21 protein-coding genes are annotated in these 16,309 nt (G+C 70.9%); 15 read left to right on the top strand and 6 right to left on the bottom strand.

Going from position 1 to position 16,309, the window contains the following annotated elements; translation table 11 throughout:
- Positions 1-41 precede the first annotated feature (41 nt).
- Both AMK11_RS10415 and AMK11_RS10410 read left to right on the top strand, forming a co-directional pair.
- A complete protein-coding gene (locus AMK11_RS10415) occupies positions 42-533 on the top strand; it encodes a DUF6232 family protein (RefSeq protein ID WP_143194570.1) in 492 nt (163 codons plus the stop codon).
- Positions 530-856 carry a hypothetical protein gene (locus AMK11_RS10410; RefSeq protein WP_073725444.1) on the top strand — a complete coding sequence of 109 codons (327 nt, stop codon included), beginning with the start codon at positions 530-532 and terminating at the stop codon, positions 854-856. The genes AMK11_RS10415 and AMK11_RS10410 overlap by 4 nt, the downstream gene beginning before the upstream one ends.
- A 25-nt stretch (positions 857-881) precedes the next feature.
- On the opposite strand, the gene AMK11_RS10405 is transcribed toward AMK11_RS10410, so the two are convergent.
- On the bottom strand, positions 882-1,187 hold the full coding sequence (locus AMK11_RS10405; RefSeq protein WP_073725442.1) for a PLD nuclease N-terminal domain-containing protein: 306 nt from the start codon (positions 1,185-1,187) through the stop codon (positions 882-884).
- Positions 1,188-1,263: 76 nt separating this feature from the next.
- On the opposite strand from AMK11_RS10405, the gene AMK11_RS10400 reads away from it, so the two are divergent.
- The 3 genes from AMK11_RS10400 (at position 1,264) to AMK11_RS38435 (ending at position 4,047) form a co-directional block, all read left to right on the top strand.
- Complete coding sequence (locus tag AMK11_RS10400) at positions 1,264-2,721, top strand: menaquinone biosynthesis decarboxylase (protein ID WP_073725440.1); 1,458 nt, start codon at positions 1,264-1,266, stop codon at positions 2,719-2,721.
- Positions 2,718-3,623, top strand: a complete 906-nt coding sequence (gene mqnP / locus AMK11_RS10395) for a menaquinone biosynthesis prenyltransferase MqnP (protein WP_073725438.1) — start codon at positions 2,718-2,720, stop codon at positions 3,621-3,623. Before AMK11_RS10400 ends, mqnP begins: the two co-directional genes overlap by 4 nt.
- A gap of 85 nt (positions 3,624-3,708) precedes the next feature.
- A complete protein-coding gene (locus AMK11_RS38435; protein ID WP_241846931.1) occupies positions 3,709-4,047 on the top strand; it encodes a DUF397 domain-containing protein in 339 nt (112 codons plus the stop codon).
- A gap of 227 nt (positions 4,048-4,274) precedes the next feature.
- On the opposite strand, the gene AMK11_RS37775 is transcribed toward AMK11_RS38435, so the two are convergent.
- Complete coding sequence (locus AMK11_RS37775) at positions 4,275-4,733, bottom strand: hypothetical protein (protein WP_143194569.1); 459 nt, start codon at positions 4,731-4,733, stop codon at positions 4,275-4,277.
- Positions 4,734-4,774: 41 nt separating this feature from the next.
- On the bottom strand, positions 4,775-5,629 hold the full coding sequence (locus AMK11_RS10380) for a helix-turn-helix domain-containing protein (protein WP_073725432.1): 855 nt from the start codon (positions 5,627-5,629) through the stop codon (positions 4,775-4,777).
- Positions 5,630-5,901: 272 nt separating this feature from the next.
- On the opposite strand from AMK11_RS10380, the gene AMK11_RS10375 reads away from it, so the two are divergent.
- The 8 genes from AMK11_RS10375 (at position 5,902) to AMK11_RS10345 (ending at position 11,652) form a co-directional block, all read left to right on the top strand.
- Entirely contained in the window at positions 5,902-6,582 is a 681-nt protein-coding gene (locus tag AMK11_RS10375) for a UbiX family flavin prenyltransferase (RefSeq protein WP_073725430.1), read from the top strand.
- Positions 6,583-6,649: 67 nt separating this feature from the next.
- Positions 6,650-7,105: an Lrp/AsnC family transcriptional regulator gene (locus tag AMK11_RS10370; RefSeq protein ID WP_073725428.1), complete on the top strand. Its 456-nt coding sequence runs from the start codon at positions 6,650-6,652 to the stop codon at positions 7,103-7,105.
- 48 nt (positions 7,106-7,153) lie between these two features.
- The gene (gene mqnE / locus AMK11_RS10365) at positions 7,154-8,317 is read left to right on the top strand and encodes an aminofutalosine synthase MqnE (protein WP_073725426.1); all 1,164 of its coding nucleotides are present in this window, start codon (positions 7,154-7,156) and stop codon (positions 8,315-8,317) included.
- A gap of 80 nt (positions 8,318-8,397) precedes the next feature.
- Positions 8,398-9,042 carry a UdgX family uracil-DNA binding protein gene (locus tag AMK11_RS10360; RefSeq protein WP_073725424.1) on the top strand — a complete coding sequence of 215 codons (645 nt, stop codon included), beginning with the start codon at positions 8,398-8,400 and terminating at the stop codon, positions 9,040-9,042.
- Between the two features lie 16 nt (positions 9,043-9,058).
- Positions 9,059-9,583 carry a GNAT family N-acetyltransferase gene (locus tag AMK11_RS10355; RefSeq protein ID WP_073725422.1) on the top strand — a complete coding sequence of 175 codons (525 nt, stop codon included), beginning with the start codon at positions 9,059-9,061 and terminating at the stop codon, positions 9,581-9,583.
- An 83-nt stretch (positions 9,584-9,666) separates the two neighbouring features.
- Entirely contained in the window at positions 9,667-9,966 is a 300-nt protein-coding gene (locus AMK11_RS10350) for a DUF4229 domain-containing protein (protein WP_073725420.1), read from the top strand.
- Positions 9,967-10,109: 143 nt separating this feature from the next.
- Positions 10,110-10,211: a putative leader peptide gene (locus tag AMK11_RS39105; RefSeq protein ID WP_328287003.1), complete on the top strand. Its 102-nt coding sequence runs from the start codon at positions 10,110-10,112 to the stop codon at positions 10,209-10,211.
- Between the two features lie 154 nt (positions 10,212-10,365).
- Complete coding sequence (locus tag AMK11_RS10345; RefSeq protein ID WP_107429670.1) at positions 10,366-11,652, top strand: dicarboxylate/amino acid:cation symporter; 1,287 nt, start codon at positions 10,366-10,368, stop codon at positions 11,650-11,652.
- Between the two features lie 121 nt (positions 11,653-11,773).
- On the opposite strand, the gene AMK11_RS10340 is transcribed toward AMK11_RS10345, so the two are convergent.
- Positions 11,774-12,667, bottom strand: coding sequence for an NADP-dependent oxidoreductase (locus tag AMK11_RS10340; RefSeq protein WP_073725416.1), 894 nt, complete (start codon positions 12,665-12,667; stop codon positions 11,774-11,776).
- A 70-nt stretch (positions 12,668-12,737) separates the two neighbouring features.
- Between AMK11_RS10340 and AMK11_RS10335 the strand changes: the two genes are divergently transcribed.
- Together AMK11_RS10335 and AMK11_RS10330 are read left to right on the top strand one after the other, a co-directional pair.
- Positions 12,738-13,322 carry a TetR/AcrR family transcriptional regulator gene (locus AMK11_RS10335; protein WP_073725414.1) on the top strand — a complete coding sequence of 195 codons (585 nt, stop codon included), beginning with the start codon at positions 12,738-12,740 and terminating at the stop codon, positions 13,320-13,322.
- 31 nt (positions 13,323-13,353) lie between these two features.
- Complete coding sequence (locus tag AMK11_RS10330) at positions 13,354-14,055, top strand: TetR/AcrR family transcriptional regulator (protein WP_073725412.1); 702 nt, start codon at positions 13,354-13,356, stop codon at positions 14,053-14,055.
- Here the strand turns inward: AMK11_RS10330 and AMK11_RS10325 are convergent.
- Together AMK11_RS10325 and AMK11_RS10320 are read right to left on the bottom strand one after the other, a co-directional pair.
- Positions 14,043-14,933 (bottom strand): MaoC/PaaZ C-terminal domain-containing protein, encoded by an 891-nt coding sequence (locus tag AMK11_RS10325; RefSeq protein WP_073725745.1) that lies wholly within the window; start codon positions 14,931-14,933, stop codon positions 14,043-14,045. The genes AMK11_RS10330 and AMK11_RS10325 overlap by 13 nt on opposite strands.
- On the bottom strand, positions 14,933-16,231 hold the full coding sequence (locus tag AMK11_RS10320; protein WP_073725410.1) for a 3-oxoacyl-ACP reductase: 1,299 nt from the start codon (positions 16,229-16,231) through the stop codon (positions 14,933-14,935). The genes AMK11_RS10325 and AMK11_RS10320 overlap by 1 nt, the downstream gene beginning before the upstream one ends.
- Positions 16,232-16,309: the final 78 nt, after the last annotated feature.

Below are 16,309 nucleotides of genomic sequence, written 5' to 3'. Positions count from 1 at the left end.
CGGGGGCTGGGGGCTTGGTGCCAGGAAGAGAAACCGTCGACGTGCGTGTCAGCCGTCGCGTGCTGTGGCTGCGCGACGACGCCTACCCGCTGCAGAACATCGCTCGGGCGAAGACCGTCGAGATACCGACCCGACGAACCGGCGAAACGCTGAAGTTCCTCGCCGGTGGCGTGGGGATGACCCTGTTCGGCATCATCCTCATCGCGATCCTCGACGCACTGCCCTCGTGGGGCCTCGTCACCTTCCTCGGCTACGCGGTGCGCATCTGCGGAATCATCTTCTACCTGCTCCTGGCCTTCGCCCTGTACGAGATCCTGACCCGCAAGCTGCTGTACGCGTTGGTGATCGAGACGTCCGGAAACCCGGCCACCCTGGTGGCGAGCGAGGACCGCGCGGTCGTCGACAACCTCGTCGTCAAGATCATGGACGCGATCGACGACCCCGGCGCGGAGTTCCAGGTCTCGGTGGAGAACTTCCACGTCGGCGACAGGATCCAGCAGATCGGCAACGGCAACACAGGGGTGAGGCGATGAGCGGGGACATGCACTTCGGTGACCGGGTGAGCCAGTACGGCAACAACAACACGGGCATCGTCCACAACTACGGACCCGCGGACCCCGCAGTCGCCCGCGCCCGGATGATCGAGGCCGTCCAGGACCTGCGCACGCACCTCTCGGACACCGACCGCCAGGTTGTCGACCAGTGCCTGCCGGAGCTGGAGGCGGCCGACGGCAGCGACCCCACGCGTCTGCGGAGCGTGCTCGCGGCGGTGACGGGGATCGCGGTGCTGGTGGGGGACGTGGGGGCGCCCGTCGTCGAGGCCGTCCGGAACTTCCTGAACGCCCTCGGCGCATAGAGCGCGCCGTCCGCCCGGACGGCGTTCAGTCGGCCCGGGGGTCTTCGTCCTTCTCGTCGTCCTTGTCCAGGGACTTCAGGAAGTCGGGGTTGTCGTCCGGCGCCACCCACTGGCGGCGTCCGCCGCCGCCCCACGGCGACGAGCCGGCCGACTGCCGCTTCTTGCCCGCGATGAGCCAGGAGATCGATCCGACCAGCGGGAAGAGCAGCACGAGGATCGCCCACAGCGGCTTGGGCATGTGCCGGATGTCGCCGTCCTTCGTGCTGATGCAGTCGATGAACGCGTAGACGCTCAACGCCAGTGGGATCAGGAACATCAGCACCCGAAGCATGGAGCCTCTCCAGCGAAAGCGATGGGGTACAGGGTCGGTACAGGCCCAGGGTAGCCGCTCGGGGATACTGGACCGCATGGCTTACGACGATCTTCGCTCCCTGCTCAGGGCTCTGGAGCGCGAGGGCGACCTCAAGCGCATCAAGGCCGAGGTGGACCCGTACCTGGAGGTCGGGGAGATCGTCGACCGGGTGAACAAGGCCGGCGGCCCCGCCCTGCTCTTCGAGAACGTGAAGGGCTCCGACACGCCCCTCGCGATGAACGTCTTCGGCACCGACCGGCGCCTGCTCAAGGCCCTCGGCCTGAAGTCGTACTCCGACATCTCCGACAAGATCGGCGGGCTGCTGAAGCCCGAACTGCCGCAGGGCTTCGTCGGCATGCGCGAGGCCTTCGGGAAGCTCGGCTCGATGACGCACGTCCCGCCGAAGAAGGTCAAGGGCGACAGCGCGCCGGTGCAGGAGGTCGTCCTGCGCGGCGACGACGTGGACCTCGACCGGCTCCCCGCACTCTTCACCTGGCCCGACGACGGCGGCTCCTTCTTCAACCTCGGGCTCACCCACACCAAGGACCCGGAGACGGGCATCCGCAACCTGGGCCTGTACCGGCTCCAGCGCCACGACAAGCGCACCATCGGCATGCACTGGCAGATCCACAAGGACAGCCGCAACCACTACCAGGTCGCGGCCCGGAGGGGCGAGCGGCTGCCGGTCGCCATCGCCTTCGGCTGCCCGCCCGCCGTGACGTACGCCTCCACCGCCCCGCTCCCCGGCGACATCGACGAGTACCTGTTCGCCGGGTTCCTCCAGGGCAAGCGGATCGAGATGGTCGACTGCAAGACCGTCCCCCTCCAGGTCCCGGCGCAGGCCGAGGTCGTCATCGAGGGCTGGCTGGAGCCCGGCGAGATGCTCCCCGAGGGCCCTTTCGGCGACCACACCGGCTTCTACACCCCGCAGGAGCCCTTCCCCGCGCTGAAGATCGACTGCGTGACGATGCGGAAGCGTCCGCTGCTCCAGTCGATCGTGGTCGGGCGGCCCCCGACGGAGGACGGCCCGCTCGGCCGGGCCACGGAGCGGTTCTTCCTGCCCCTGCTGAAGATCATCGTCCCGGACATCGTGGACTACCACCTGCCCGAGGCCGGCGGCTTCCACAACTGCGCGATCGTCTCGATCGACAAGAAGTACCCCAAGCACGCCCAGAAGGTCATGCACGCCATCTGGGGCGCCCACATGATGTCCCTGACCAAGCTGATCGTGGTCGTCGACTCCGACTGCGACGTCCACGACCTGCACGAGGTCGCCTGGCGGGCGCTCGGCAACACCGACTACGCCCGTGACCTCACCGTCGTCGAAGGCCCGGTCGACCACCTCGACCACGCCTCCTACCAGCAGTTCTGGGGCGGCAAGGCGGGCATCGACGCCACGAAGAAGCTGCCCGAGGAGGGGTACACGCGGGACGGGGGGTGGCCGGACATGGTGCTGTCCGACCCGGAGACGGCGGCGAAGGTCGACCGCCGCTGGAAGGAGTACGGACTGTGACGTCGGCTTCCGCCGCGCTGCCGCAGCAGCCGGGGCGCACCAAGGCGTTCCTGCGCCTGGTGATGATCGAGCACTCGGTCTTCGCCCTGCCCTTCGCGTACATCGCCGCGCTGACCGCGATGTACATGTGGGACGAGAACATCCACTGGGGCCGGCTGCTCCTGGTCACCGTCGCCATGGTGGGCCTGCGCACCTTCGCGATGGCGGTCAACCGGATCATCGACCGCGAGATCGACGCCCGCAACCCGCGCACCGCCCACCGCGAACTGGTCACCGGCGCCATGTCGGTCAAGCACGCCTGGACCGGCGCGCTGATCGCCCTGGTCGTCTTCCTGGGTGCGGCGGCCCTGCTCAACCCGCTCTGCCTCGCCCTGGCCCCCGTCGCGGTGATCCCGATGGTGGTCTACCCGTACGGCAAGCGGTTCACGAACTTCCCGCAGGCCATCCTCGGTCTCGCGCAGGCCATGGGCCCGATCGGCGGCTGGCTGGCGATCAGCGGTGAGTGGTCCTGGGACGCCGTGATCCTCGGCCTCGCGGTCGGCATCTGGATCGGCGGCTTCGACCTGATCTACGCCTGCCAGGACGTCGAGACCGACCGGCAGGTCGGCGTGAAGTCGGTCCCGGCCCGCTTCGGCATCCCCGCCGCCATCTGGGGCGCCCGCGCCTGCCACACGATCACCACGGCCCTGTTCGCCTGGTACGCCGTCGCCACCGACGCGGGTGCCTTCTTCTGGCTCGGCCTGCTGATCGTCGCGGGCGCGTTCCTCTACGAGCACACCATCGTCCGCCCCACCGACCTGTCCCGCCTCAACCGGGCGTTCTTCAGCGTCAACGGCTTCATCGGCATCGCGCTGTTCGTGTGCGCGCTGCTGGATCTGCTGGTGCGGGGACTGACGGTCTGAGTGCTCCCGTGCGCCGCGGTGCGCCCCGTCCATGGCCGAGGAACGACTGTTGAAGGGGTTCGGAGGCGGGTAGGTCTTCGTTGACGTGCGGCGTTCTTCGGTCGCGCCTGGCGTTCACGGGGACGGGGGCTGTCAGGCGGCGCAGGTCCGGCGAAGGGCAGGTCGCCGATGGGACGCGGCAGCCCGGAGCGACGCAGAGGGGGCGGCTTTGGCCGAGGAACAGGGCGCGGTTGTCTGGCGGAAGAGCAGCTACAGCGGTGCCGACACGGACAATAACTGTTGCGAGGTAGCCGCCCTTCCGGACGAGATACGCATAAGGGACTCAAAGTCTCCGGACACCTCGGTGCTGAGCTTCGCGCCCGGTGTGTGGACGGCCGCGCTCGCGTGGTTGTCGGTCCGGAGCCGCACGGGCAGCGATGATTGACTCGGACCTCACAACGGGACGGGCTATGAGCAGCGAACAGCGGGCGGGTTCGACGGGCAGGGACACCGGCATCGTGAGTTACTGCCTGGTGACCGGTGTGATCGCGTCCGGCGCCGGAGCGGGAGTCTCCCTGCTGGGTGCGAGTACGTGGGCACGGGCGGTCCTCTGGGTGACGGTACTGGCAGCGGTGGCCGCCGCCGCGGGCTGGTGGTGGGCGAAGTCCCCGGCTACAGCGCGTCACTGGACGGTGGATCTTCTGGTGCGGCCGGCAGCGCGGAACGCAGCGTCTCGAAGAGCTTGATGAACGTTCTGACGAGCATCGGACCTCCGGTGACGGAACCGACCCAGCAGATCTCCGGTGGCACCCCCATCCGTATTCCGGCGTAGGCCACCAGGACCGATATGCCGGAGAAGAAGACCACCAGCGCCGCCAGGTTGCGGGCGACGCGCAGTACGTCGTTCACATGGGCCCGGCGGCGCCGGATGCGGGTGTCGGCCTCCGTCGTCTTCCACCGGAGTAAACGCCCGCAGGCCTCTCGGCTGCTGAGCACCAGTTCGACGAGTGCGGAGCTCGCCGGCCGTTGCCGGGGCCCGGGGACGGTGGCGGGACGTGCGGCGTCCGCGTCGGCCGCTGGGGGGTTCGACCCCTGCTCGCGGCGTTTGCCGCGGCCCTTGTCCGTTGTCATGGTTTCCCTCCCCCCGGCCCCGGTGGCACGCTGATCGGGTCTCAGTCGGTGTGGTATCCGACGACGAGACCGTCGAGCAGCGTCACGGTGTCCTCCTCGGAAAGGGCCTTGTTCCGCAGGTCCTCGAAGCACTCCTGGTAGCGGGCGACCGCCTCCCGGTCGTCCCGGATCGTGGACACGCCGCCCGGTCCGGCCACGTACAGCACGTCCTCGTCGTCCCGGAAGCCGAGGAGGAAGAAACTGCTGTCCAGGCTGTCGTGGGCTCCCGCGGTGAGGGGCAGCACCCGCAGGTTGGCCTTCTGCTGGACGACCAGTTCCTTGAGGAAGGCGAGCTGGCGGCGCATGACGGCGGGCCCGCCCACCTGGCGGCGCAGCGCCGCCTCGTCCAGGATCATCTCCACCGCGGGGCCGTCGTCCTGGAGCACCCGCTCCTGCCGGGCCAGACGGAGATCGACGCGCTGCTGGGCGTCGGGTGTGGGCCGGCCGACCGCGAAGAGGGCGTCGATGTAGTCCGCGGTCTGCAGGTGACCCGGGACCAGGCTCGGGTGGTAGCCGCGGATGTCGCTCGCGGCGCTCTCATAGCCCAGGTACTGGCTGAACGGCGGGGAGATGACGTCGTTGTACGGCGTCCACCACGACTGTCCCTTGCTGCCCCGAGCCGCCTCTTCCAGCTCGGCGACGACATCCGCGTCCTCGACGCCGTACTCGTGGAGCATGGCCCGCAGGTCGGTGACGGACAGGCTGACGGTTCCGGCCTCGATGCGGATCACTTTTGACAGCGACCATTCCAGAGCTTCCGCCGCGTCCCGCTGGGTGAGCCCCCTCTTGTCACGGGCTGCTTTGAGGGCCAGACGCAACTTGCGGCGATTGAGGCTGGGGTCGACGGCCGTGGGCATGGCGCTCCTTCGACTAGGTGACGGCGGCACCCGACACTTGGCGTGCCGAAACCTGCCCATCCTAGAGGCCTCGTTCGGCCGCTTGCACTCCGCTAGGGGCCATTCGGCCGCATGCCGGTAGACGCCGTCGACTGGCTTCTACCCAAAAGACAGGTGGCTAATCGACGTGGTCTGGCATAGACCTGAGAGTGGCGCAGGTCACAACTCGGCCTCGCCTCCCGTGGGGGTGGACCGGTCCTGAGGTCTGCCGTGCGCGCCGGTAGGCTCAAGATGTGAACCCAGGAGAAGCGCAGCGTACGCCTTGGATCGTGGGGGTCTCCGGAGCTTCCGGCACTCCATACGCCGCCGCCGTGCTGCGCGCGCTGCTCGCCGCCGGCGAGAGCGTCGACCTGGTGGTCAGCCGGGCCTCGCGGCTCACCCTGCTCGACGAGACCGGCATCTCCTTCCGTGACGCCCACTGGCGCGACGACCTGCACACCTGGCTCGCGCGCGGGGCCGACGGCAAGCCGGACACGTTCGACGTGGACGTCTTCGGCGACCGGGTGCGGCACTGGAGCGCGGGTGACCTCGCGGCCGGGCCGTCCTCCGGGTCGTACCCCGTCAAGGGCATGCTGATCGTGCCCGCGTCGACGGCCTGTGTGGCGGGTGTCGCCCTCGGGCTGTCGAAGGACCTGTTGCAGCGGTCGGCGAGCGTGACCCTGAAGGAGCGCCGCAAGCTGGTCGTGGCCGTCCGGGAGACCCCGCTGGACGGCCGGACCCTCAGGCACCTGGTGACACTGGACGACGCGGGCGCGACCGTGGTGCCCGCCTCGCCGGCCTTCTACGCGGGGGCGACGCACATCCAGGACCTGGTCGACTTCGTCGCCGGACGCGTCCTCGACGCGGCGGGCGTCGGGCACGGCCTCTACCGCCGCTGGAGCGGCGACCTCGGAGGGGCCCGCCCCACCACCTGAGCACCACCTCCCCCCACACGTTTGTTACCCACATCTTCAGAACTCTTCAGTGGAAGGCTTCGATCGCATGGACGCGGTGGACAGGCAGCTCATCCAGGCCCTGAGGGAGAACGGCCGGGCCTCGTACGCGGAGCTGGGGCGCCTCGTCGGACTGTCGGGACCCAGCGTCACCGACCGCATCAACCGGCTGGAGGCGGCCGGCGTCATCACCGGTTACCGGGCCACCGTGGACGCCGCCTCGCTCGGCCTCGGCGTCACCGCCCTCATCGGCGTCTCGCTCTCCGACGCGGCCGACCACGAGGACGTGGCGCAGCGGCTGCGGGAGCTGCGGGAGATCGAGGACTGCTGGTTCATCGCCGGCGACGACTCCTACATGCTCAAGGTGCGCGCGGCCGACGTGGACGGCCTGGAGAGCATCATCCGGCGCCTGTCGGGGACGAAGGGCGTCTCCCGGACCCGTACCACCATCGTGCTCTCCACGAAGTGGGAGAACCGCGTGGGCGAGCTGCCCGAAGAGGTGTAGCGAGCGGGGCGTACGGTTTACGGAGTCTGTCTCAGAAAGAGGTATCGCATGGACGCCGGGCTCAAGCGGGAGCTGGAGCAGAAGGTCCGCTCCGGGGAGCGGCTGACCCGCGAGGACGGCATCGCGCTGTACGAGTCGGACGACCTGGCCTGGCTCGGTGGCCTCGCGCACGAGGTGCGGACGCGCAAGAACGGCGACGTCGTCCACTTCAACGTCAACCGTCACCTCAACATGACCAACGTGTGCACCGCGTCCTGCGCGTACTGCTCCTTCCAGCGCAAGCCGGGGGAGAAGGACGCGTACACGATGCGCATCGAGGAGGCGGTGAAGCTCGCCAAGGAGATGGAGGGCGAGAACCTCACCGAGCTGCACATCGTCAACGGCCTGCACCCGAACCTGCCGTGGCGCTACTACCCGCGCTCGCTCAGGGAACTGAAGGCCGCGCTGCCCGACGTGTCGCTCAAGGCGTTCACCGCCACCGAGATCCACCACTTCGAGACGATCTCCGGGATGTCCGCCTCCGACATCCTCGACGAGCTGATCGACGCCGGTCTGGAGTCCCTGACCGGCGGCGGCGCCGAGATCTTCGACTGGGAGGTGCGGGAGCACATCGTCGACCACCGCACCCACTGGGAGGACTGGTCGCGCATCCACCGCCTGGCGCACGAGAAGGGGCTGAAGACCCCGTGCACCATGCTCTACGGCCACATCGAGGAGCCGCGCCACCGCGTGGACCACGTACTGCGCCTGCGTGAGCTCCAGGACGAGACGAACGGCTTCCAGGTCTTCATCCCGCTGCGCTACCAGCACGACTTCGTGGACCTGAAGGACGGCAAGGTCAGGAACCGGCTCCAGGCGCGGACGCAGATGGCGACCGGCGCCGAGGCACTGAAGACCTTCGCGGTGTCGCGGCTGCTCTTCGACAACGTCCCGCACGTCAAGGTCTTCTGGGTCATGCACGGCGTCCAGACCGCGCAGCTGGCCCTGCAGCACGGCGCCGACGACATGGACGGCTCGGTCGTCGAGTACAAGATCACGCACGACGCGGACGACTTCGGCACGCCGAACAAGCTGACGCGCGAGGACCTGCTCGACCTGATCCGCGACGCCGGGTTCCGCCCGGTGGAGCGGAACACGCGGTACGAGGTCCTCCGGGAGTACGACGGTCCCGACGCGGGGCGCCGGGAGTCTCCGCAGCCGATGCGGGTGTGACCAAGGGGCGGTTCGCGACCAGCCCCCACTCACCCGCAGCCGACACGGGTCCGAATGCCCATGGCGGGTAGTCGGACCGCATGGCCGGTACCGAGGACGCCTACACCGCCGCACCCTTCGTTCCGAAGCGCGGCGGCCTCCCCGCCCTGCGCCGGGCGGCCGCCGACTGCCGCGGCTGTCCCCTGCACAGGGACGCCACCCAGACCGTCTTCGGCGCCGGCAAGGCGACCGCCCGCCTCATGCTCGTCGGTGAGCAGCCCGGCGACCAGGAGGACCGGGCGGGCGAACCCTTCGTCGGCCCCGCCGGCAGGCTCCTCGACCGGGCGCTGGCGGAGGCCGGCCTCGACCCGGCGGACGCCTACGTCACGAACGCCGTCAAGCACTTCAAGTTCACGCGGGCCGAACCCCGCAAGCGCCGCATCCACAAGGCGCCCACCCTGCGTGAGATGACCGCCTGCGGGCCCTGGCTGGCCGCCGAGCTGGACCGGGTGGAGCCCGAACTGATCGTGGTGCTCGGCGCGACGGCCGGCAAGGCGCTGCTCGGCTCCTCGTTCCGGGTCACTCAGGTGCGCGGCACGGTGCTGGAGGAGGAGATCCACGGGCGTACGGAACGGCTGGTGCCGACCGTGCACCCGTCGGCGGTGCTGCGGGCCGAGGACCGGGACGGGGCCTACCGGGGTCTGGTCTCCGATCTGGAGGTGGCGACCCGGGCACTCGTCGCGTAATGGTTACGATGGGATCGTGTCCCTTACTTTCACCCTCGATCCCGCCCTCACCCCGGACCTGCGCGACGGCGTACTCGACCTGTGGACCGACGTCACCGACGCGGGCGGCTCCGTCGGCTTCGTCCCGCCGACGACCCGGGAGCACATCCGCCCCGAGCTGGTCAAGCACATGGTCGCCATGGCCGAGGGCCGCACCCGCCTCCTCGTCGGACACGACGAAACCGGCCGGGTGGCCGCCACCGCGTTCCTCACCCTGAACACCCACCGGCTGATGACCCACTGGCTGTGGCTCTACACGGTGATGGTCCACCCGCGCCACCAGGGCCGGGGCTACGGCCGGGACCTGATGGCCGCCGCCGCGGACGCGGCCCGCACCCTCGACGGTGTCGAGGCGATCCGGCTCACCTGCCGGGGCGGCCTCGGCCTGGAGCGGTTCTACGAGTCCTGCGGCTACAAGGAGGTCGGCCGGGTGCCCGGCGCGATCCGGGTCGCTCCCGGCGACGACCGCGACGACATCTTCATGCTGCTGCCGCTGGCCTGAGCCGACCCCCGTGCGGGACCGGCGGCCCGGCATGCTTCACTGGACAGTGCCTCTTTGTGCCAGAAACGGAAGAGTGGATTGAGATGCTCCGCTACACGCTGATGCGCCTCGGGGTCTTCGTCGGCTGCCTCGTGGCCGTCTGGGGACTCGTCTACGTCGGCGTGTTCCCGCGCGGACTCGGCGACTCCAACGGCATGTGGATCATCCTGCTCGCCCTGCTGGTCTCCGCCCCCATCAGCTACGTCGCGCTGCGCAAGGAGCGGGACCGGGCCTCGGTGCAGGTCGTGAACCGGGTGGACCGCTTCAAGACCAACCTGGAGGCCAACCGCGGCCAGGAGGACGTCGCCGACGACTCCGCACGGGCGCAGGGTCAGACCTCGTAACGTCCGTCACACACACGCGTACGCCCCGGTTGCCGCATTCTGCGGAAAACCGGGGCGATCTGCGTTTTACGGGCAGGAGTCGCCTCCAGCCTCTCAAAGTTAGGCTTTGAGGGTCCCAAAGCGCTGGTGTTAAAGTCGTGTGCATGAAGCACGCAGCCGCGCCCCACACACCCCCGAGCCTCGCGCTCGTGGCGCGCCTGCACGTGGACCTCTGTCGGTGCGCGTCCGCGAACTGTCGCCCCTGACGTTCCCCCTCATCCCGTCGTTCTCCACGTCAGCCCTGCGCGTCCGTCCCCCGCGTCCCGTCCCCAACGGAGTCTGTCCGTGTCCTCTTCCTCGCCCGCGAACTCGTCGCCCGCGAAGCCTTCCGCCGGGTCCCCGGCCAAGAAGTCCTTCAAGGTGCCCTTCTGGGCCCAGATACTCGCCGGTCTCGTCCTCGGTGTCCTGCTGGGCTGGCTGGCCCGCAGCCAGGACATATCCTGGCTCGTCACCACCTTGGAGAAGGTCGGTGACCTCTTCATCGGCCTGCTGAAGCTGGCCGTCGCACCCCTCGTCTTCTTCGCGATCCTGGTGTCGATCACCAACCTGCGGAAGGTCAACAACGCGGCCCGCCTGGCGTCCCGCACCCTCCTCTGGTTCATGATCACGTCGCTGATCGCGGTGGCCATCGGCCTCGTCATCGGCCTGGTCACCAACCCCGGTGCCGGCACCGGCCTCACCCCGGCCGACGGCGCCAAGCCCGAGAACACCGGGTCCTGGATCGACTTCCTGACCGGCATCGTGCCGACCGACGTCATCACGCCGTTCACCGACCTGAACGTGCTGCAGATCGTCTTCATGGCCGCCGTCGCCGGCATCGCCGCCCTCCAGCTCGGCGAGAAGGCCCAGCCGATCCTCAACCTGAGCGAGTCCGTCCTCGAACTCCTCCAGAAGGCCCTGTGGTGGGTCATCCGCCTCGCCCCGATCGGCACGGTCGGCCTCATCGGCAAGGCCATCGCCACCTACGGCTGGGACCTCATCGGCAAGTACGCCACCTTCACCGCCGACATCTACGTCGGCTGCGCCATCGTGCTGTTCGTGGTCTACCCGGCGCTGCTCGCCACCGTCGCCAAGCTCAACCCGCTGCAGTTCTTCAAGGGCGCCTGGCCCGCGATCCAGCTCGCCTTCGTCTCCCGCTCGTCCGTCGGCACCATGCCGCTGACCCAGAAGGTCACCGAGCGTCTCGGCGTCCCGAAGGAGTACGCGTCCTTCGCCGTGCCGTTCGGCGCGACGACCAAGATGGACGGCTGCGCCGCGGTCTATCCGGCGATCGCCGCGATCTTCGTCGCGCAGATCTTCGGCATCGACCTCGGCGTCGGCGACTACCTCCTGATCGCCTTCGTCTCGGTCGTCGGCTCCGCCGCCACGGCCGGCCTCACCGGCGCCACGGTGATGCTGACCCTGACCCTGTCCACGCTGGGCCTGCCCATGGAGGGCGTCGGCCTCCTCCTCGCCATCGACCCGATCCTGGACATGATGCGCACGGCGACGAACGTCGCCGGCCAGGCTCTCGTCCCGGTCATCGTCTCGGCCCGCGAGGGACTGCTCGACCGCAAGGCGTACGACGAGGCGCACAGCTCGCCGATCGACGAGCCGGAGCGGGAGCAGGAGAAGCAGGTGTCGGAGCCGGTTCCGGCCGCTGCCTGACCGTCGTTCCGGCAGGCGAACGGGCCGGTCCCCCTTCCCGCGCGATACGCACGGGAAGGGGGACCGGCCCGTTCTCGCTTCCCCGCCCACCGCGCCGTCCCCGGCGCCGCCACGGCCGCCGTCAGACCACCAGGACCCGGCGCCCGCGCGTGTGCCCCGCCCGGCTGTCGGTGTGCGCCGCCGCGGCATCGGCGAGCGGGTACGCCTTCTCGACCGGGATGTGGAGCCGGCCCCGCGCGATCAGGCCGACCGCCTCGGCGAGCGCGTCCGGCACGCTCCCGGCCGTACCGGAGAACCGGACGCCGAACTCCGGCGCGCCGAGGTCGGCGATGGAGACCACCCGCCGCGGGTCCCCGGTCAGCTCGACGAGCTCGCCGATCACCCCGGAGCCGGCCAGATCGAGCGCCGCGTCCACGTGGCCGAGCCCGCGCACCCGCTCGACCCATCCCTCGCCGTACGTCGTCGGTACGGCGCCCAGCTCCCGCAGGTAGTCCTGGTTGGCGGCACCGGCCGTGCCGATCACCGCGATGCCGCGGTCGCGGGCGATCTGCAGCACCGCCGATCCGACTCCGCCGGACGCGCCGCTGACCAGCAGCGTCTGTCCGGGCCGCACCCCCACCTCGCGGATGACGCGCAGCGCGGTCTCCACGACGGACGGGTACCCGGCCGCCTCCTCGAACGTCAGGCCCTCGGGCATCCGGGCCCAGGCCGACAGCACGGCGAACTCGGCGTAGGTGTCGACGCCCTCGCCGAACACCGGATCACCGGGCTCCACACCGTCGACGCCCTCGCCGACCTCGTCCACCACCCCGGCGGCGTCCAGCCCGACACCGGCGGGCAGCTCGATCGGATGGGCCCCCAGGACCTGGCCCTCGCGGAGCCTCCAGTCGACGGGATTCACGCCCGCCGCCCGCACGGCGACGCGTATCTGACCGGGGCCCGCGTGGGGCTCCTCGGCATCCAGGAGTTCGAGGACTTCCGGACCGCCGAACTCGGCGAAGCTCACTTTCCTCATGCGGCCGACCGTAACACTAACGGTTAGTGTTTCGGAACTGTTGCGATTTCGCACCTGGTAGCTTTGGCGCATGACCGTGCCGACCGGACGCCGTGAGCGCAAGAAGGCCGCGACCCGGCAGAAGATCGCCGACACCGCCCTGCGGCTCTTCCTGGAGCGCGGTTACGACGCGGTGGGCATCCGGGAGGTGGCCGCCGAGGCCGACGTGGCCGTCACCACGCTCTTCTCCCACTTCGCCGCCAAAGAGGCCCTGGTGTTCGAGCGGGACCCGGACTTCGAGCGGCGCCTCACCGAGGCCGTCACCGGCCGGGCACCGGACGAGCCGCTCATGCCCGCGCTCCGCCGCGAGGTGCACGCTCTCGTGGCGCACTGCGCGGCGCCCGAGGCCGCCCCGGTCTGGCGCATGATCGACGCGTCGCCCGCGCTGCGGCAGTACGAGGAGTCGATGAGGCTGCGCCACGCGGAGTCCCTGGCGGCGGCCGTCGCCGCCGATCTCGGCCTCCAGGGGACCACGACGGCCTGCCGGGCGATCGCGAGGTTCGTCGTCGACGCCCACGCGCTGGCCCGTGAGGCGGACGATCCCCGGGCGGCGGTGGACGAGATATTCCGGATGATCGAGGCGGCCTGGGAGGCCGCCGGAGCGCGGACGGCCTGATCACCGCCGCGCGGACCGTACGCTGATGCGTATGGGTGCAGGGAAGACCAAGCGGATGCCCCGGGCGGTCCGTGAGCAGCAGATGCTGGACGCCGCCGTGCGGATCTTCGGGCAACGCGGGTACATGGCGGCGTCGATGGACGAGATCGCCGAACTGGCCGGTGTCTCCAAGCCGCTGGTGTACCTGTACCTGAACTCGAAGGACGACCTCTTCAGCGCCTGCGTCCGCCGCGAGGCCCGGGCCCTCACCGAGGCCGTGCGCGCCGGTGTACGGCCGGGACTGCCCGCCGACGGACAACTCTGGTCGGGGCTGCGGGCGTTCTTCACCCACACCGCGCGCAACCCGGACGCCTGGCGGGTGCTGCACCTCCACGCCCGCACCCACGGCGAGCGGTTCGCCGCCGAGGTCGCGGCGATGCGCGAGGACATCGTCGCCTTCGTGACCCAGCTGATCGCGGCCGCCGCACGGGAGGCGCACGGCCGCCCGCACCTGCCCGAGGGGGAGGTCGCGGGACTGGCCGAGGCGCTGGTCGGCGCGGCCGAGTCGCTCGCCGACTGGGCCGGCGCCACCGAGGGCGTCACCGCCAAGCAGGCGGCGGCGACCCTGATGAACTTCGCCTGGGCGGGGCTGGGCGACCTGATGGCGGGCCGGCCCTGGGTACCGCCCGAGGAGACCGATCCGGAGACCGGTCCCGAGTCGGGAGCCCCGGCGGTCCCGGTTCAGGCCGGGTAGGGCCTGGCCTCCCCGGACAGGTGCAGCCGCCGCCCGTCCCCGCCGCGCAGCTCGAACCGCCCGCCCCCGGCCCCGTACGCCACCGTCCCCGGCAGCAGCACCGGCGCCCGGAACCGGGCCCGCACCACGGTCGCGTCCGGCGTGCCGTGCTCGGCGAGGCAGCGGGCCACGGTCCACATGCCGTGCGCGATGGCCCGAGGGAAGCCGAACAGGCGGGCGGTGAGCGGGTGCAGGTGGATCGGGTTGCGGTCGCCGGAGGCGGCACCGTAACGCCGCCCGAGGTCACCGGCGAGGCGCCACTCGGCGCGGACGGGCAGCGGCTCGGTGCCCGGGGTGGCCGGGTCGTGGTCCTGCGGGTTCGTGGTGGCCGGTTCGAGGTCCTGCGGCGCCGCGCTCCCGTCCACCCGGTGCCGCGCCAGGTACGTACTGCGCGACTCCCACACCGGCTCGCTCCCGCCGTCGGTCCGCAGCTCCGTCACCACCGCGGCCTCGGTGCCGCGCCGGTGCGGGGCCAGGCCCTCGACGTGGACGGTGAGTCCGTACTCGGCGGTCGCGGGCATGGCGGCCCGCCGGGTGATGCCGATCGACGTGTGGACGAGCCCGAGCAGCGGCAGCGGGAAGTCCCGCCCGCTCATCAGGCGCATGGCCAACGGAAAGCCCAGTACGTGCGGGTACGTCACGGGCAGCGCGTCCGCGCCGGTCGGGAAGCCGCACACCCTCTCGTACGCCGCCAGCCGCGCGAGGTCCACCCGCAGGCCGGGCAGTACCAGCCGGGTGCGGGGGAAGTCCGCGTCCGGGCGGGGGCGTTTGAGGGGCGAGAGCAGGGCGCCGCGCAGGAGGAGCGGCGCGAGGGCGGGCGGGCCTGCCGTGTGTGTCATCACGCCCCCAGCAGGCTCTGGCCGCAGACCCGTACGACCTGGCCGTTGACCGCGCCCGAGGCGGGGTGCGCGAGCCAGGCGGTGGTCTCGGCGACGTCGACCGGCAGGCCGCCCTGGCCCAGGGAGTTCATGCGGCGGCCGGCCTCGCGGATGAACAGCGGGACCGCCGCCGTCATCTTCGTCTCGATGAAGCCCGGCGCCACCGCGTTCACCGTCACCCCGTGCCCGGCGAGCGCGCGCGGCGCGAGGGAGCGGACCAGGCCGGCGATCCCCGCCTTGCTCGCGCCGTAGTTGGTCTGCCCCGCGTTGCCCGCGAGTCCCGCGATCGAGGCCGTCGCCACGATCCGGCCGCCCCGGTTGACCGCCCCCGCCGCGAGCAGCGCGTCCGTGGTGCGCAGGACGCTCGCGAGGTTGACGTCGAGGACGGAACTCCAGCGTTCGGCGGGCATGTTGGCCAGGCGCCGGTCGCGGGTGATGCCCGCGTTGTGGATCAGGACGTCCAGCCCGCCGGGCACGGCGGCGGCGATGCGCTCGCCCGCGTCGGCGGCCGTGATGTCGAGGGCGAGGGCGGTGCCGCCGAGGCGTTCGGCGAGCCGGCGCGCCTCCTGCCCGGCCTGCGGCACGTCGAGGACGACGACCCGGGCGCCCCGCCCGGCCAGGGTCCCGGCGACGGCGGCGCCGATGCCGCGCGCGGCGCCGGTGACCAGCGCCGTGCGCCCGGCGAGGGGCAGTTCGGCGTCGTCGGGTACGGCGGTGGGGGAGCCGGCCGCGGGGCCGACCTCGATCACCTGGCCGCTGACGTAGGCGGAGGCGGGGGAGAGGAGGAAGCGCAGGGTGGACTCGGCGGCGGGCGCGTCGGTGAGGCGGACCAGGTTGACCGTCCTGCCGCGTCCGATCTCCTTGCCGAGCGAGCGGGTGAAGCCCTCCAACGCCTGCTGCACGGAGGCCTGGTGGTGGTCGGCGGGGTTGAGCGGGGCGCCGAGCACCACGACCCGGCCGCTGGTGGCGACGGACCGTACGACGGGGTGCAGGGCGGCGTGCACCTCGGCGAGCGCGTCGACGTCGCGGACGCCGGTGGCGTCGAGGACGACGGCGGCCGGGTGCCCGTCCGTGTCCGGGGCGAGGCCCGTGCGGTCCAGTACGGACGCGAGGTCGAGGTCCGTCTTGCCGGCCGTGAGGTGCAGCAGGCCGCCGGTGAGCGCGTCGCGCCGCAGCTCCGCTGGCTGCGGCAGGCCGAGGCGCCGGGTGAGGAAGCGGCCGGGTGCGGTGCCGGTGAAGCTGAGATAGCGGTCGGCCATGTCCTGTCTCCCCAACGAGTCCAACGGCTGAGTAGGTGCATTGTCCTTACTCTGGAGTAAGGTTACCGGAGGTAAGCC

This window comes from Streptomyces sp. CB02414 (assembly GCF_001905385.1).
Lineage (GTDB): Bacteria > Actinomycetota > Actinomycetes > Streptomycetales > Streptomycetaceae > Streptomyces.
Note: the sequence above shows the minus strand (reverse complement) of the source record. Positions and strands in the feature narration are given on the sequence as shown.

Bases quoted from the DNA above. Each gene is read 5' to 3' on its own strand.
- AMK11_RS10410 (WP_073725444.1), top strand. From the start codon at position 530: ATGAGCGGGGACATGCACTTCGGTGACCGGGTGAGCCAGTACGGCAAC.
- AMK11_RS10405 (WP_073725442.1), bottom strand. From the start codon at position 1,187: ATGCTTCGGGTGCTGATGTTCCTGATCCCACTGGCGTTGAGCGTCTAC.
- AMK11_RS10400 (WP_073725440.1), top strand. From the start codon at position 1,264: ATGGCTTACGACGATCTTCGCTCCCTGCTCAGGGCTCTGGAGCGCGAG.
- AMK11_RS37775 (WP_143194569.1), bottom strand. From the start codon at position 4,733: ATGACAACGGACAAGGGCCGCGGCAAACGCCGCGAGCAGGGGTCGAAC.
- AMK11_RS10380 (WP_073725432.1), bottom strand. From the start codon at position 5,629: ATGCCCACGGCCGTCGACCCCAGCCTCAATCGCCGCAAGTTGCGTCTG.
- AMK11_RS10370 (WP_073725428.1), top strand. From the start codon at position 6,650: ATGGACGCGGTGGACAGGCAGCTCATCCAGGCCCTGAGGGAGAACGGC.
- mqnE (WP_073725426.1), top strand. From the start codon at position 7,154: ATGGACGCCGGGCTCAAGCGGGAGCTGGAGCAGAAGGTCCGCTCCGGG.
- AMK11_RS10360 (WP_073725424.1), top strand. From the start codon at position 8,398: ATGGCCGGTACCGAGGACGCCTACACCGCCGCACCCTTCGTTCCGAAG.
- AMK11_RS10350 (WP_073725420.1), top strand. From the start codon at position 9,667: ATGCTCCGCTACACGCTGATGCGCCTCGGGGTCTTCGTCGGCTGCCTC.
- AMK11_RS39105 (WP_328287003.1), top strand. From the start codon at position 10,110: ATGAAGCACGCAGCCGCGCCCCACACACCCCCGAGCCTCGCGCTCGTG.
- AMK11_RS10340 (WP_073725416.1), bottom strand. From the start codon at position 12,667: ATGAGGAAAGTGAGCTTCGCCGAGTTCGGCGGTCCGGAAGTCCTCGAA.
- AMK11_RS10335 (WP_073725414.1), top strand. From the start codon at position 12,738: ATGACCGTGCCGACCGGACGCCGTGAGCGCAAGAAGGCCGCGACCCGG.
- AMK11_RS10330 (WP_073725412.1), top strand. From the start codon at position 13,354: ATGGGTGCAGGGAAGACCAAGCGGATGCCCCGGGCGGTCCGTGAGCAG.
- AMK11_RS10325 (WP_073725745.1), bottom strand. From the start codon at position 14,933: ATGACACACACGGCAGGCCCGCCCGCCCTCGCGCCGCTCCTCCTGCGC.
- AMK11_RS10320 (WP_073725410.1), bottom strand. From the start codon at position 16,231: ATGGCCGACCGCTATCTCAGCTTCACCGGCACCGCACCCGGCCGCTTC.